The sequence below is a fragment of the Buttiauxella sp. S19-1 genome, assembly GCF_022134725.1.
GTDB classification, from domain to species: Bacteria; Pseudomonadota; Gammaproteobacteria; order Enterobacterales; family Enterobacteriaceae; genus Buttiauxella; species Buttiauxella ferragutiae.
In genome coordinates this window covers 16,882-30,521 of record NZ_JAHWLU010000052.1, presented here as the reverse complement: position 1 = coordinate 30,521, position 13,640 = coordinate 16,882, and the positions used below count along the sequence as shown (strand labels likewise).

The window sequence follows — 13,640 nt, the reverse complement described above, 5'->3', positions numbered from 1 at the left end:
GATCTGTAAATCACTGGCGATCTTTTCTGTGGTATCACCACGATAAAAATGCGCCGCAATTTTGACCTGTTGCGGTGATAACGTGCGATGGCGGCAATCCAGGCAGCTCCATTGTTTCTTTTGCTCCTGTGCGGCCCGGCAATCCTCCCAGCCGCGCATAATTGTGGTTTTAGTTTTATTCACCGGCTCAGCGCGGTTCACAAAGGCAATATCAGTAATGCATAACGGTAACTCTGCGTAGCGCGGGTTTTTACTACCTTCATATAAGCCAATGACCAGGCTGTTTTTCCTGCGGGTGTGCAGTAAGGGCTGGCAAATACAGCTGACGCCGACATCATAATTTTTAAAGATAATATCCGCCGTGGCGATATTGGTTTCGTTTAACGTAACAATCTCGACTGTTACATTCATTTCTGCTGAAAATATCTGCTTCAACAGCATTTCCAGTCCATGGCGATATAAAGCATTTTGCTCATCAATAACAATTTTTAACATACCACTGCCCCAGCAAGAATCGACAACAGCAATTTCCTCGAACACCCGTTATTGATTAAAAATCAACGCCAGATTCCGGCAATAAACTCCATACCATGCACCCTATAAGCGTAGCGATAATTAATCCTTTAATCAGATATGGTCCATAGCGATATAAAAAATACATATCAATATTCCTTACTCTTTTATTACTGCGGCTACTGGTAGGTGAACGTCATGGTGACCACACTATTAATGGCTCCTGAACCCACATTCCCGCCAGGCGTGATGACCCGAGCAGCCAGGCCAAACGTGGCGGTACGCAGAGTGGGATCAATATTTGACGTCATGGTGGTGCTGTTGCCTTTCGCCAGTGTACGGTTGCTGTTATCCACCATTTGAATCGCCATGTTTGTCGCGCTGCCTGACGATGTGGCATTTTGATAGAGCGTGGCATCCGTGGGATAAGGTGTTCCCTGGAATGTGACCGTTGCTGTGACAAGTGCTGCCGGGCAATTGATCAGTTTAACGGTGAACGGTACCCACGCTGAAGCCGAGCCCGCCGTTCTGAGATCGGTACCAAGTAGTTGCCCAAAGTTAATATTCTGACTCACTGAACCTGGGTCAACCACACAAGGTGTGGGCAGTATTCGGCCTGTCACATTAATATTCACTATATCTGCGGCAAACACTGGCCCAACAGAAAATACGCTGGACAAGGCAACCATTAAATACACTTTAAGTGGCAGCATATTCTTCCCTTTTTATTATTGATAAGCCATGGTCACAGTGGCCGTTGCATTGGCTGTACCGGGCACCACCGTACTGGCGGTCTGATAATATCTGGCGGTGAATGGCACATTTAATGTGTCCCCCGCATTAACCACATTGCCGGCTGAGAAATAATTATCAAACACCGCTGGGCTGCTGTTATAGAGTAATTGGATACCAATCCCGCTGGCATTATTCGCACCCGCTGTTAATGCCATCACCGCATTGGGTTTCGAAATATAGGCCGCAGAGGTCATATTCATCATCACATTCACTGGCGCATTACAGGTTACCGGCACATTAAAAGCCTTATCCCCGGCGGTTGATCCAATACCTGAAAAATTAGCCACGATCATATCGTCTAATGGCACCGGAATATTGGCATCCACTGAACAAGAAACAGCGCGATAATAAAGTGTGCCGGTATAGGAAACCGAACTATCAGTATTGCTACCCAGACCATAACCGGTGTTATACATCCCGATACCAAACGTGGTTTGTCCTGGGGCCATAGCACCACTGCCAATAGTATTGCTGGTTTTAACTAATGCCAGAGTCATACTAATTGAATAGGTTTTGGCACTGGTGTTAGAGATATAACCTAATGGAGTATTTCGTGTATCACACGACCCCCCTGCCCCCGTTACTCTCTGACCACTCGAGTTAATGAGGGTAATACCCACGCCAGCCACCCCGGTATTATAGACGCCAGGCATACCCGAAACTTCAGTTCCCGTTCCGTAATAACAGGTGATAATCGCAATCCCCTGCGGCACCGCCGATATTGTCGAACAGTTGCCTGAGAAACTGAATACGCGTTCAGTACCGGGTATGGTTGAACCTATTGGCAAGGTTGAATCCACCGCCGTTGACGATAACGTCGCGATACCCGGTATCGCTGGCGTAGAGACACATCCGGTATTAGCAGCGAATACATTGGGGGAGATTAAACACAGCCCCAATAATAAACTGCATAGCATCATTATTCTTTTGGCAATAATAAATAAGCCCATTTCATTCCTCACTTGCACTGGCCATTAACGGTCTGGATGCCAGCCGTGTTATTTGTCTGTTTTGACAGGGAATAGGTCACCTGGCATTTTTGACTGGCATCGCTACCCCAGGTGACATTCAACGTGCCGCTGTCCGCCATCCCGGTCAGGTAAACCTGCCCTGCATCACCAACGATAAATGCCTGTGCGATTTTTTGAGTGGGGTCGCTCACCATTGCGCCAAACGGTACGGTTTGACTACCCGGACGGAGTAATGTCATCAGCACACGTTGGCCGACGTTCGCTTCAAAGTTTGCCCGCACCACCGCACCGCGCGTTGGCACCACGTTCTGGTCGGTGAGTGTCAGATCCACATTGTCCGGCAACGTTTCTGAATTTAATTGCAGACGGTCTTTGCGATACGGGCTGGTGTACGGAACAATCGCGTAGCCTCGCCAGTCGGTCTTCACGCCAGTTTGGTTATTGACTCCCACACCGCTGGCACCCGGCGCTTTCACCAGCGCAATGGTTTCACCTAACGGCTGACCAAACGTCACGCCATCCTCATGCACGACAACCCCGCCTTGCACGCCGTAATTCAGGCGTTGGCTGTGGCGGTCATAGCCATAACCCCCCTCCACTTCGCCGTAAGTACCACGGTAATCGGCATTCATGTTGCCGCTGTTACCCGTCCCCTCGGTGCCATAACCTTCCTGCACGCTCCAGCTCAGGTTATTGTCCGCAAGTGCCGTTCCGTTAAGGCCAACGCTCTGGGTGGTATTACCCTGTTTGCTGGTATTTAAGTTGTAACTGGCCCAGGTATTGGGCAAGAAACGACTTAATGGCACGCTGATATTTAAACTAAATATCTGGTCACGATCGTAAATACGCCCGTGGCCTGCTGCATCACTGCTATTACTCGCCTGTGAGTTTTCGTTGTAGCTGTAATTAAGCCCGTAACTGACGTCATTCCAGTTGTTGTTATATCCAACCCCAATTGAACGCATGGTACGATGGCTATTCCAGTAGTTTTCACTGACCCAACTTAATGATAATGAACCTGCGTTTTCCCACAGATTCTGGCTAATCGTCATCTCGCTACGGTTGCGGCGTCTTTCAATAATTGGGCTTGGGGTGCCGTCGCGCCAGGTATCCATCACTTCCTGGAGGGTATAAAAACCATTGGTCGAATAACGGTAACCGGCGATAGCAAAGTTAGTGCCGGTCTGGACGATATTCTTGCTATAACGCACGCGCCACGACTGGCCGTTATCTTTTGGCTTATCCTGCATGGTTGACCAGGCCTGAGTCACGTCAGTTGAGACGGCGCCAAAATCACCAAAGTTTTTCCCGACACCCAGCGCCAGTGACTGATAATGGCTGGCAAACTGCCCGCCGCCATAGCCCGTGAAACCAGCAGGTAAACCATAAATAGCCGTCCCCTGGGTGAATGGGGTTTTATCGACGCTGCCGTCATAAGAGCGATACTGGCCGCTGGTCAGACTGTATTTCAGCCGCCCTTCACGTTGCAGTACCGGCAGCGAAGCAAATGGCACCACCAGCTGCTGTTCACTCCCGTCAGCCTCTTTAATAGTGACGTACAAATCGCCAGACCCACCGGTTGGGAACATATCCGTGATTTCAAAGGCACCCGGTGCGACATAACTTTGGTAAATGATGTAACCGTTTTGACGGATGATCACCTGCGCGTTGGTACGCGCAATACCGCGAACAACTGGGGCATAACCACGCATGCTGTCGGGTAACATGTCGTCATCGGAGGCAATTTGCGCGCCTCTGAATGGCACGCTGTCAAAAACATCACCTGGCGATGAGCTATCACCGAGGGTTAATTGGCTTTTTAGCGAAATAATATTGCGCTGGGCGTAGGTGTATACCGTGTCCCATTTATCCTGGCCATTAGTATCCCGATTCCAGGTGGTATAGTTACGCAAACGCCACGGCCCGATATTAATACCCGGACGCAGGTTGGCATATTGTGTATTACTGTCATTGCCACTGCTGTCCCGCGAGGTATTATTCGCACCACTGAGATTGTAATTAAGCAGGAAAGCCGTAATACCATTATCCCACTGGCTTTCGGGTACATATCCGCGTGCTTTTTGTGAGATGGCTATTTGCGGAATACTCAACAATAACTGCTGAGCACTAAAACGAAATTGTGCTGAAGCCTGAGGGATCGCCGTTAAATTGGCACATTTCTCGTCGGCTGCGCCTAGATCGGGGAACTGCGGAGTTTTAACCCCCATGTCGCTGAGGTCCGCCACGCTCAGGCAGGGTTGTAAACTCTCTTTGCCCTGTGCATCTTTTTGCAAACTAAACTCAACATCACGCGTCTGTTGTTGTTCGTTATTAAGATAAATATCGACGCGATAAGTACCGGGGAGTTGTCCTGCCCCATCTTCAAACACAGAAAGATCCGTACTCCCCAGAGCTGTATTACCTTGTTCCAGTAAAGCGGGGTTAAATACATCACGGGCTTGCGCATCGAATGAAAAAGCATTCAATAAAACCACATAGCCAGAAATTAAATATGCCAATTTACTGATATTAAATGAAGGGACAGGTTTGTTGCTCCCTTTAATAATAAACATCAATTAACTCCTTGTGCAAAAGGCATGAGATACCCTGGTAATGTGGTAAACATTTATTGGTGGTTTATCGGTTTATATGTCTGCTGAAGATTTAAAGGGAGCTTTTATGCTCCGGCCCAATCGCGCCGTAGTCACTGATAATCGTCCAGGTGACGCTACCGGAGCTGGCACCCACAGGCATTGCGAAGCTCGCGGTACCGCCGGGAGCGACATAAGTCACATCCTGCACGCTTTTACCCGCCACTTTCACATCCATGAAATTCATATAGAACGGCGTCGGGTTGCTGACTTGTATATTATTCCCGCTACGGTGCCAGGATAATTTATCGGTCATCTCTTCCGGAACCCCTTTCAATCCCTGCGGGCGATAGATCAATTTAATGCGCGTTTTCACGGCAATTTGCAGTGTATTAATATTCGCCGCGACATCAGCGGAAGGAATAGCTTTGATATTCATCCAATAAAGCGATTCTTTATCGGAAGGCAAGTTGCCTCCCGCACGTACCACGCGCAAGACGTTATTTTGCCCGCCATCAAGACGGAACAGTGGCGGAGTCACCACAAAGGGGGCTTTCTCAGCGCCACCCTTTTCCATTTCCACCCACGACTGGATGAGAAAAGGCTGTTTGTCGGGGTTGCTGACGCTGAGTGAAGACTCCTTTCTGGCGCCGTCATAAATCAAGCGCGTGCCACCAACAATCACACCAGCCTGGGCTGCGCAGGTGCTAACCAGCAGGGCAACCAGCAAAGTTCCAGGGATAAATTTCATTACTACACTCCAGAATAATCAGGGATAAAAGCCGGTAACAGTAGCTACCGGCCAGCTGTTCAACTCTCAGCCCGCACAAGGCCTCAAATTGAATTAGTTGTAAGTGACAGAGAAGTCAGCGGTAGAGTTCGCAGGGCCCGCGGTCACAGTGGAAGAAGTCGCGATATAACGCGCAACGAATTCCAGGTTGTTATCAGCAGTGCTGGACAGCGGATACGCTTTAGAAGTGGTGAACAATGGCAGCACGGTATTCGCATCATCAGAAAGCTGAATACCTACGCCCGTTGCCACACCAGATTCCTGTGTCAGAGCCAAAACTGAGGTATCACCGCTAACGTTAGTACCATCGAATTTAACCATGGCGTTATGTACGGTCGCTGGGCAGTTAGTTAATTGAAGAGTGAATTTAGTAGCAGCTGCTGTAGAGCCTGCACCTGTGAATTCAGTTTTTGCCACGCTACCTAAAGTCACTGTCAGTGGGTTAGATGGGGTATTCACAATCGTACAGCCGGCATCGATGATTTCACCCTGGAAATTAACCTGGCCACCCGCAGCGAAAGCAGAAGCAGTAGACAGAATGGCAGTAGCGGCGAATGCAACAGCGATTAAATTCTTTTTCATAACACTTTCCTTGAATATATTTACCGTTAATAGAAAGCCATAGCCCTTTATCTTTAATAAGGTAAAAGGGCTATCTCTGTTTAATGATCAACATTTATTGCTGAGCAATTCTCAGGCTTTCAGATAGTTAAATAGTGAAGCTAGTTATTAATTGCTTTTAGTTAAATACAGCAATTTTTACCCTTACTATTTACAGGGCAGATTTTGATATAAACACAGAGATCATTTCAACATATTTTTGGGTGTACTTTTACACCGCTAATTTCTTTTAAAAATATTTTGTTTAAGCATAATCCCAACCATCAAATTTTATTATTTTTCAAATAACGGCAAGCCTAAAATGAAAGACTTTCAATACGAAAATCCTTTTTTTTCAGAGAATTACCTATCCAAAAGCAAGAAGCCTGTTGATGACATTATGGCTTTAATAAAATATCTGACCCCCATGAGCAACAAATTAGAAACAACTGACAGACAATTCATTAACCATAAAGAAAGCGATAAGCGTATGTGCTTTATCCTACATAAAGGCAGCGTGACACTTTACCGCCGCAACGATGGGATAATATTAAACTCAGAATCTGCCCCCTACATTTTCGGGCTTAGCACCCAACACCTTGCGCAGGATTATCTTTCTATACGCACTAATGAAGACTCAGAGATCAGCTTTTTATCGATTGATGACACCAACAAAATCATCGCCCGCCATAATTTATGGAAGCAGTTAAGCTACTTGATGATTTACACCATTACGCGGATTTATGATCATTGCAGCAAAATATCGTCACTGTCGTCCTATGAGATAATCTGCCACCAACTCTATGAATTGATGAACGAACCTGAAGACGTCAGAAATCAAGTGAGTGTCGCCACTTATATCAAGGACAGAACGTTTTTATCGCGCAGCAGCATTATGAAGATTCTTGCGCAATTAAAGGAAGGGGGTTACATCGTGACAGACCGCGGGGTGTTAATTGAATTGTTTACCCCGCCGAAAAAATATTAATCACAGCAAGGTCGGTGGATTAGCGCTAGCGACATCCACCATTTTTTTGCCCGCAGCCAGGTTTAGCGTTTTTTATCGGGAATACAGACCAGCAATAAGCCGATGAAAATCACCCCAACCCCGACCAATTTTCCGGCGCTGAAACGCTCATGCAGCCACGGCAACCAGATAGCCGCCGCCCAGACCAGCACGTAACTCAAACTGAGCAGTGGGTAAGCTTTGCTGAGCGCCACGCGGCGTAATGCCATAAACCAGCATGCCATCGAGCAGACATACGCCAGCAGTCCAATCACCAGTATTTCAGCGCCAGGGCTAATTCCCCAGAATGCCGAAAAAAGCTCGCGTGGGCGGTCAATTGGCGGCAGCGCCATCATCGCCCATTTCATCATCAGCTGCGCGCAAGTGACCAACAGCACGCTCATTAAGGCCCAAACGTAGCCCATCAGGCGGCACCTCCCAGTATGCTGATGCCGCAGATGATCACCACCACGCCCAGCCAGTGCCGCAGTGACACCGGCTCATGCCAAATAAAACGCGCCGCCAGGGTGATAAAAATAAAGTTCAGGCTCAACATCGGATACGCAACGCTCACCGGCACGCGTTGCAAAACCAGCAGCCACAGCAACATCGCGCAGCCCAGCAACAGCACGCTTAACGCCAGCCAGCCCAATAAATGCAGCCGACCGCGTTTGTAAGTGGCCTGCTTCTGACAAAGCTGGCCGCCACAACTCAGTAAACTCGCCAGCACTATCAGCAAATAACTCATAAGACTGATGACAGACCTTTTTCGGGGTTCACTTCAAAATGGTGGATGGCGCTGACGCTTATCCACCCTACAAAACCAGATTTTCTGCCTTTGTCAGCACGCTATCATGGCGTTTTTTCATAGAAGAAAAGCACAAAGCGGCCTTTGCGATAAATATTATCGGGCGGTGGTACATCCTGGTCTTCCGGCACTTTATCTTTCGACAGCAACAACACCAACGAAACATTGCCTTGTTGGCGATGTTCCGCCAGCCAGCTGGCGAAATCCTCGCGGGAGACAAAGTTATCTTGCGCATCGGCGAAATTCGTCAGGCCGTAATTCAGCTCACCCGGTTTGGCGTACATCGTAATATCGCTGCGCTTTAATTCCCAGGCGATACCCGCGCCTACCCCAACGCTATCGGCAAGAATATAACGGCTGCTCTCCAGCTCCGGGCGCACTACGTCGATGAACACTTGCGGATGTTTGGAATCGATAACTTTGTCAGGAATCACGCCGCCAACTAACAACGCCAGACCCAGCGGGCATATTGCCGCCCACTGCCAGTGCCTGGCGTTATTGCGCAGGGTAAGATAGCCGACCAGCGCCCAGACCAGGAAAGCCACTGCCGCCTGTATCGCTTTGAGCACTTCGTGACTGGCATAAAGCGGATGTTTTGCCACGCCCCAGGGCGCCAGTACCACCAGCACGGCTAAGGTACAAATCCCGCCGAAAGCGACGTTTATCCAGCCGTTGATTTTCAGGGTGCGAGTCGAAGCCAGTAATTGCGTAGCATGGCGCGCCAGCAAAATAGCCAGCGGGGCAAAACACGGCAGAATATAAGTCGGTAATTTGCCTTTCGCGATGCTAAAGAACAGCAGCGGCATCACCACCCAGCCCAGTAAATAGAGCGAGCCGCTTTCGCTTGAACGCTCCTGCCAACTGCGTTTTAGTGCACCCGGCAGCAACGCCAGCCAGGGTAAGCAACCGGCAATCAGGAAGGGAATGTAATACCAGAATGGCGCTTTATGCTGCGCGTCTTTCTCGGCGAAACGCTGGATATGCTCAACCCAGAAGAAATAGTTCCAGAATGTCGGCTCCGCTTTGGCAATAGCCAGCGCCCACGGCAGGGTAATAACCACCGCGCTCAATACCGCCAGCGGGCCAAACAACAGCACCTCTTTCCAGCGTTTTTGTGCAATAACCCACGGCAACACGCCCAGCACCGGCACCGCTAATGCAAGGAAACCTTTGGTCATCACCCCCATGCCGCAGGCCAGGCCGAGCAGAATATAGCCGCCCGCCTTTCCGGCGGTGGTCTGCGCATGGGTGCCAAGCCAGAAGCTGCACATCGCCGCCACAAGCCACAGCGTGATCATCGGGTCCAGCACCGCGTAGGTGCCCACGCCATAAACCAGCAGACAGGTCAGGAAAATCACGCCAGACAGCACCGCAACGGTCTTGTCACGCCAGATACTCAACGCCAGCCAACTCACCATCAGTGCGCTTAGCGTAATAGAAAACACCGAGCCAAAGCGCACCGCGAAATTGTTATGGCCGAAAATCAACTGGCTGAGATTATTAATCCAGTATCCGGCAACCGGTTTTTCGAAATAACGCACGTCGAGAAAATGCGGGACGATCCAGTTACCCGCCGCCAGCATCTCGCGGCTGATTTCCGCATAGCGTGTTTCGTCCGGTTGCCACAGGGCGCGGAATTCTAGCGGCAGCAGGTAAAGCAGAGCAAAACCTAATAACAGAACAAGCGAGTACTTTGCTGATTTCATCCGTTTAGCGCCCGATAAGTTGTTGGCAGCCTAACCAGCCTTCACGACCTGGGACCACACCGCGCACCACTCTCCCCAATGGCAAAGTGGTTAAATCTTGCGGTAATAGTTCGCTAAGTGGGCAAAACTGAATACCTTCCCGTGCTGCCATGGTCAGCAGTTCATCAAAGTCTTTGCGCATCACCATCCCTTCCACTTCGGCGTGAATGGTGTACACCGGCGTACCGCTATCTTGCTTAATACGGTCAAGGATAAAACGGTTGTAGCCTTCACGACTGACCCCTTTACCAATCACTTCATCCCAGGTCGGTAGCGTCACCGGAATTTGTACCGTTCCGCTGCTACCATCGGGTAATAGCGGGCGAAATGGTGTGGTTCCGCGGCAGTCGCTGTTGTAAGTGAATTTGAACGACTCTTTTGCCCGCACCACGCGCTGGTCAGCACGCCATCCGGCAACCGCTGAACAGCTCACCGGTTGCTCGACAATTTGGCCCAATGATTCCAGGCCAAGGCGAATTTGTTTCTCAAGATGCGCGTTCTCCCAGACACCCGCCCAGGTTTGCCAGGCAAAGTGATCCCAGGCGTGCAGCCCGACTTCATGATGATCCGCCGCCGCTGCAATAATCTCCGCATTGCCTTCACCGATTTTGCGGCCCGGCCATGCGGTACCCGCCAGCAAAATATCCCAACCGTAGAGCGATGCGGCTTTCGAACGCAGCATCTTCCACAGGAATTGCGGTTTCACCAGGCGCCACAAATGGCGGCCCATGTTATCCGGGCCAACGCTTAAGAAAAATGTGGCCTGAATACCATGCAAACTTAAGATCTCAAGAAGATGCGGAACCCCTTGTTGGGTGCCCCGCCATGTATCTACATCAATGCGCAGGCCAACTTTTCTCATGCCTGAGGTTCCGTCAGTTCAACTGTATTAAGGAAGAAATCCAGCGTTTCGTCGATGGTTTTTCCCATCTCGACCGTTGGCGTCCAGTTTAGTAAGCGCTGTGCGTTGCGGATGCTTGGCTTACGGTGTTCCACGTCCTGATAACCTTTACCGTAATAGGTGCTGCTTTCCACTTCACGGAAGCCAGCGAATGGCGGGAAATGGTTGCGCAGCGGGTGTTTTTCAAAGCTCGCCAGCAGCATTTCAGCCAGATCTTTGATACTCGCTTCATTGTCCGGGTTACCGATATTGACGATTTGCCCATCGCAATTGTTGTTCTTATTCTCGATAACGCGGAACAACGCTTCGATACCGTCGCTGATATCAGTGAAGCAACGTTTTTGACGCCCGCCATCAATCAGCTTAATCGGTGAGCCTTCTACCAGGTTGAGAATCAACTGGGTAATGGCGCGTGAACTACCGATACGTGCAGCATTCAGGTTATCGAGGCGTGGCCCCATCCAGTTAAACGGACGGAACAGCGTAAAGCGCAAACCCTCTTTCTCGCCATAAGCCCAAATCACGCGGTCGAGCAGTTGTTTGGACACCGAGTAAATCCAGCGCTGTTTGTTGATGGGACCAACAATCAGGTTCGAGTTATCTTCATCAAAGACCTTATCGGTACTCATGCCGTACACCTCAGAGGTAGACGGGAAGATAATGCGTTTTTGATACTTCACGCAGTCGCGAATAATCTTCAGATTCTCTTCGAAATCTAGCTCAAAGACGCGCAGTGGATTACGGGTATATTCAATCGGCGTGGCAATCGCCACCAGCGGCAGCACCACGTCACATTTCTTAATGTGGTATTCAATCCACTCGGAGTGAATGCTGATGTCGCCTTCCACAAAGTGGAAGCGCGCGTTGCCGAGGAAACGGCTGATGGCATCAGAGCTAATATCCAGCCCGTACACTTCAAAGTTGTCGTCCTGCAACAGACGCTCGGTCAGGTGGTTGCCGATAAAACCGTTTACTCCAAGGATCAGCACGCGAGTGCGGCGTTTAATAGCCGAAACCGGTTGGCTGCTGAGTAACGCCCCCGCCACCAGACCCAGAGTTTGCGCTAGTTGCGCGCCCTGCATGTATACGCCGTTGTCCGTTTGCCCGGTGAGTATTTCAAGTGCACCGCCACCCGTGGCGATCACCAGCGGACTGACGGACAGCACGGTTCCGGCTTTCGCTGCCTGCAACCCTTCCAGCACACGGCTTTTCCAGACGATAAATTTGCTGCCGCCAACATAGCTGAAAGCACCCGGCCATGGGTCGGTAACGGCTCGCACCAGGTTATTAATTTCCTGCGCGGTGGATTGCCAGTTAATGCGGCCATCTTGTGGTGTCCGACGGCCAACTAAGCTTGCTTTGCTGTGGTCTTGCTCAACCTGCGGGAAATGCCCGGTTTTGATGACTGGCAGAATATCTTCCAGCAGTTCAGTAGCCGCTTCCGTCAGTTTCTTGTGCAGCGTTAGCGCGGTGTCTTGTGGCGTAATCGTGACGCGATTTTGCTCGACGATGGCACCGGCATCAGCACGCTTAACCATACGATGCAGCGTAACGCCGGTTTCGGTTTCGCCGTTCACCAACACCCAGTTCAACGGCGCGCGGCCACGGTAGGCTGGCAATAACGAGCCGTGAAGGTTAAATGCCCCGACCGTTGCGCTTTGCAGAATTTCTTCGCACAACAAGTTTCGGTAATAGAACGAGAAAATCACATCAGCCTGTGCCGATTTAATACGGTCAACCCACAGCGGGTGATTGACGTCATCCGGTGCATAAACCGGGATACCATGTTCCGCCGCCGTTCGCGCAACTGAGCCAAAGAAATGGTTTTCAGAAGGTGAATCAGGGTGGGTATAAATAGCCGCGATGTCATAACCGGCGGCGACCAGTGCGTTAACACCCGCGCAGCCCATGTCGTGATAAGCAAAAACGATAGCTTTCATTGTTGATTTTCCTCAGAAATTGAAACTGACTCGCGGCTAACCACCCGCTGAATAAAGTAACGTGGCCGGGCACGGACATCGGTGTAAATCCTGCCGATGTATTCCCCTAATAGCCCCATGCCAACAAACTGTGCGCCGATGAACATAAACAGCACCGCGAAGAGCATGAACACCCCTTCCGCCGCCCATTGCGGCCCGAAGGCAAGTCGTAAAACCACCAGCAGAACGGACAGCGCAAACCCCATTACCGCGATGATGCTGCCAAACACACTGAGCATGCGCAGTGGTGTGGTCGTCAGGCAGGTGACCAGGTCGTACATGAGATTAATCAGGCGCATAAAGCTGTATTTCGAATCGCCAAATTCGCGCTCGGCGTGATGCACCGGGATTTCCGTGGCTTTACGCGCAAAGGTATTCGCCAGAATGGGAATAAAGGTGCTGCGTTCGTGGCAATTGAGCATCGCGTCGATAATGTGGCGACGGTAGGCGCGCAGCATGCAGCCGTAATCGCCCATCGCTTTGCCGGTGGTGCTCTGAATCAGGCGGTTGATCAGCCGTGAAGCGCGTTTGCGAAACCAGGTATCCTGGCGATTCTGGCGCACGGTGCCGACCACGTCGTAACCTTCATCGGCTTTCGCCACCAGGCGGGGGATCTCTTCTGGCGGGTTTTGTAAATCCGCATCCAGCGTGACAATCAAATCGCCGGTAACATGGCTAAAGCCCGCCATAATCGCGTTGTGTTGCCCATAATTGCGGTTGAGTAACACCGCAACAATATGGCTGTCTGGCGCTTCGGCGGCATCGCTTAGCATATCGGCTGAATTGTCAGTGCTGCCGTCATCGACCAGCAGGATTTCGTAATCTTTACCCAGCGTTTCACACGCCGCGGTGGTGCGTTTGATAAGCTCGGGCAAGCTTTCTTGTTCGTTATAAACGGGGATCACCACAGAGACTTTGTGGATGGCTACTGGTTTGGTCAT

General features: G+C 50.4%; 13 protein-coding genes. 1 reads left to right on the top strand and 12 read right to left on the bottom strand.

Features of this window, described 5'->3' with window-relative positions:
• From MES37_RS13145 to MES37_RS13120, 6 genes are all read right to left on the bottom strand, one after another.
• A partial coding sequence (locus MES37_RS13145; RefSeq protein WP_237931660.1) for a hypothetical protein occupies window positions 1-495 on the bottom strand: 495 nt, incomplete at its 3' end.
• Between the two features lie 197 nt (window positions 496-692).
• Window positions 693-1,226: a fimbrial protein gene (locus MES37_RS13140; RefSeq protein ID WP_064546211.1), complete on the bottom strand. Its 534-nt coding sequence runs from the start codon at window positions 1,224-1,226 to the stop codon at window positions 693-695.
• A 15-nt stretch (window positions 1,227-1,241) separates the two neighbouring features.
• Window positions 1,242-2,225 (bottom strand): fimbrial protein, encoded by a 984-nt coding sequence (locus MES37_RS13135; protein ID WP_237931658.1) that lies wholly within the window; start codon window positions 2,223-2,225, stop codon window positions 1,242-1,244.
• A gap of 41 nt (window positions 2,226-2,266) precedes the next feature.
• Window positions 2,267-4,852 (bottom strand): fimbria/pilus outer membrane usher protein, encoded by a 2,586-nt coding sequence (locus MES37_RS13130; protein WP_133521558.1) that lies wholly within the window; start codon window positions 4,850-4,852, stop codon window positions 2,267-2,269.
• Window positions 4,853-4,943: 91 nt separating this feature from the next.
• On the bottom strand, window positions 4,944-5,621 hold the full coding sequence (locus MES37_RS13125; RefSeq protein WP_064546209.1) for a fimbrial biogenesis chaperone: 678 nt from the start codon (window positions 5,619-5,621) through the stop codon (window positions 4,944-4,946).
• 93 nt (window positions 5,622-5,714) lie between these two features.
• Window positions 5,715-6,242, bottom strand: coding sequence for a fimbrial protein (locus MES37_RS13120; protein WP_064546207.1), 528 nt, complete (start codon window positions 6,240-6,242; stop codon window positions 5,715-5,717).
• Window positions 6,243-6,582: 340 nt separating this feature from the next.
• Between MES37_RS13120 and MES37_RS13115 the strand changes: the two genes are divergently transcribed.
• Window positions 6,583-7,248, top strand: a complete 666-nt coding sequence (locus MES37_RS13115; RefSeq protein WP_064546204.1) for a winged helix-turn-helix transcriptional regulator — start codon at window positions 6,583-6,585, stop codon at window positions 7,246-7,248.
• A 62-nt stretch (window positions 7,249-7,310) separates the two neighbouring features.
• Here the strand turns inward: MES37_RS13115 and arnF are convergent, their stop codons facing one another.
• The 6 genes from arnF to arnC all read right to left on the bottom strand — a co-directional run bounded on the left by arnF (window position 7,311) and on the right by arnC (window position 13,640).
• Window positions 7,311-7,691 (bottom strand): 4-amino-4-deoxy-L-arabinose-phosphoundecaprenol flippase subunit ArnF, encoded by a 381-nt coding sequence (gene arnF / locus MES37_RS13110; RefSeq protein WP_064546202.1) that lies wholly within the window; start codon window positions 7,689-7,691, stop codon window positions 7,311-7,313.
• Window positions 7,691-8,014 (bottom strand): 4-amino-4-deoxy-L-arabinose-phosphoundecaprenol flippase subunit ArnE, encoded by a 324-nt coding sequence (gene arnE / locus MES37_RS13105; protein ID WP_064546201.1) that lies wholly within the window; start codon window positions 8,012-8,014, stop codon window positions 7,691-7,693. Before arnE ends, arnF begins: the two co-directional genes overlap by 1 nt.
• Before the next feature lie 104 nt (window positions 8,015-8,118).
• Entirely contained in the window at window positions 8,119-9,780 is a 1,662-nt protein-coding gene (gene arnT, locus MES37_RS13100; RefSeq protein ID WP_237931656.1) for a lipid IV(A) 4-amino-4-deoxy-L-arabinosyltransferase, read from the bottom strand.
• 4 nt (window positions 9,781-9,784) lie between these two features.
• Window positions 9,785-10,681: a 4-deoxy-4-formamido-L-arabinose-phosphoundecaprenol deformylase gene (arnD, locus tag MES37_RS13095; protein ID WP_237931654.1), complete on the bottom strand. Its 897-nt coding sequence runs from the start codon at window positions 10,679-10,681 to the stop codon at window positions 9,785-9,787.
• Window positions 10,678-12,660 (bottom strand): bifunctional UDP-4-amino-4-deoxy-L-arabinose formyltransferase/UDP-glucuronic acid oxidase ArnA, encoded by a 1,983-nt coding sequence (gene arnA, locus MES37_RS13090; protein WP_237931652.1) that lies wholly within the window; start codon window positions 12,658-12,660, stop codon window positions 10,678-10,680. Before arnA ends, arnD begins: the two co-directional genes overlap by 4 nt.
• Complete coding sequence (arnC, locus tag MES37_RS13085; RefSeq protein WP_237931650.1) at window positions 12,657-13,640, bottom strand: undecaprenyl-phosphate 4-deoxy-4-formamido-L-arabinose transferase; 984 nt, start codon at window positions 13,638-13,640, stop codon at window positions 12,657-12,659. The genes arnA and arnC overlap by 4 nt, the downstream gene beginning before the upstream one ends.

Coding starts and splice junctions, on each gene's coding strand:
- MES37_RS13140 (WP_064546211.1), bottom strand. CDS start 1,226: ATGCTGCCACTTAAAGTGTATTTAATGGTTGCCTTGTCCAGCGTATTT.
- MES37_RS13135 (WP_237931658.1), bottom strand. CDS start 2,225: ATGCTATGCAGTTTATTATTGGGGCTGTGTTTAATCTCCCCCAATGTA.
- MES37_RS13130 (WP_133521558.1), bottom strand. CDS start 4,852: ATGTTTATTATTAAAGGGAGCAACAAACCTGTCCCTTCATTTAATATC.
- MES37_RS13125 (WP_064546209.1), bottom strand. CDS start 5,621: ATGAAATTTATCCCTGGAACTTTGCTGGTTGCCCTGCTGGTTAGCACC.
- MES37_RS13120 (WP_064546207.1), bottom strand. CDS start 6,242: ATGAAAAAGAATTTAATCGCTGTTGCATTCGCCGCTACTGCCATTCTG.
- MES37_RS13115 (WP_064546204.1), top strand. CDS start 6,583: ATGAAAGACTTTCAATACGAAAATCCTTTTTTTTCAGAGAATTACCTA.
- arnF (WP_064546202.1), bottom strand. CDS start 7,691: ATGGGCTACGTTTGGGCCTTAATGAGCGTGCTGTTGGTCACTTGCGCG.
- arnE (WP_064546201.1), bottom strand. CDS start 8,014: ATGAGTTATTTGCTGATAGTGCTGGCGAGTTTACTGAGTTGTGGCGGC.
- arnT (WP_237931656.1), bottom strand. CDS start 9,780: ATGAAATCAGCAAAGTACTCGCTTGTTCTGTTATTAGGTTTTGCTCTG.
- arnD (WP_237931654.1), bottom strand. CDS start 10,681: ATGAGAAAAGTTGGCCTGCGCATTGATGTAGATACATGGCGGGGCACC.
- arnA (WP_237931652.1), bottom strand. CDS start 12,660: ATGAAAGCTATCGTTTTTGCTTATCACGACATGGGCTGCGCGGGTGTT.
- arnC (WP_237931650.1), bottom strand. CDS start 13,640: ATGACCAAACCAGTAGCCATCCACAAAGTCTCTGTGGTGATCCCCGTT.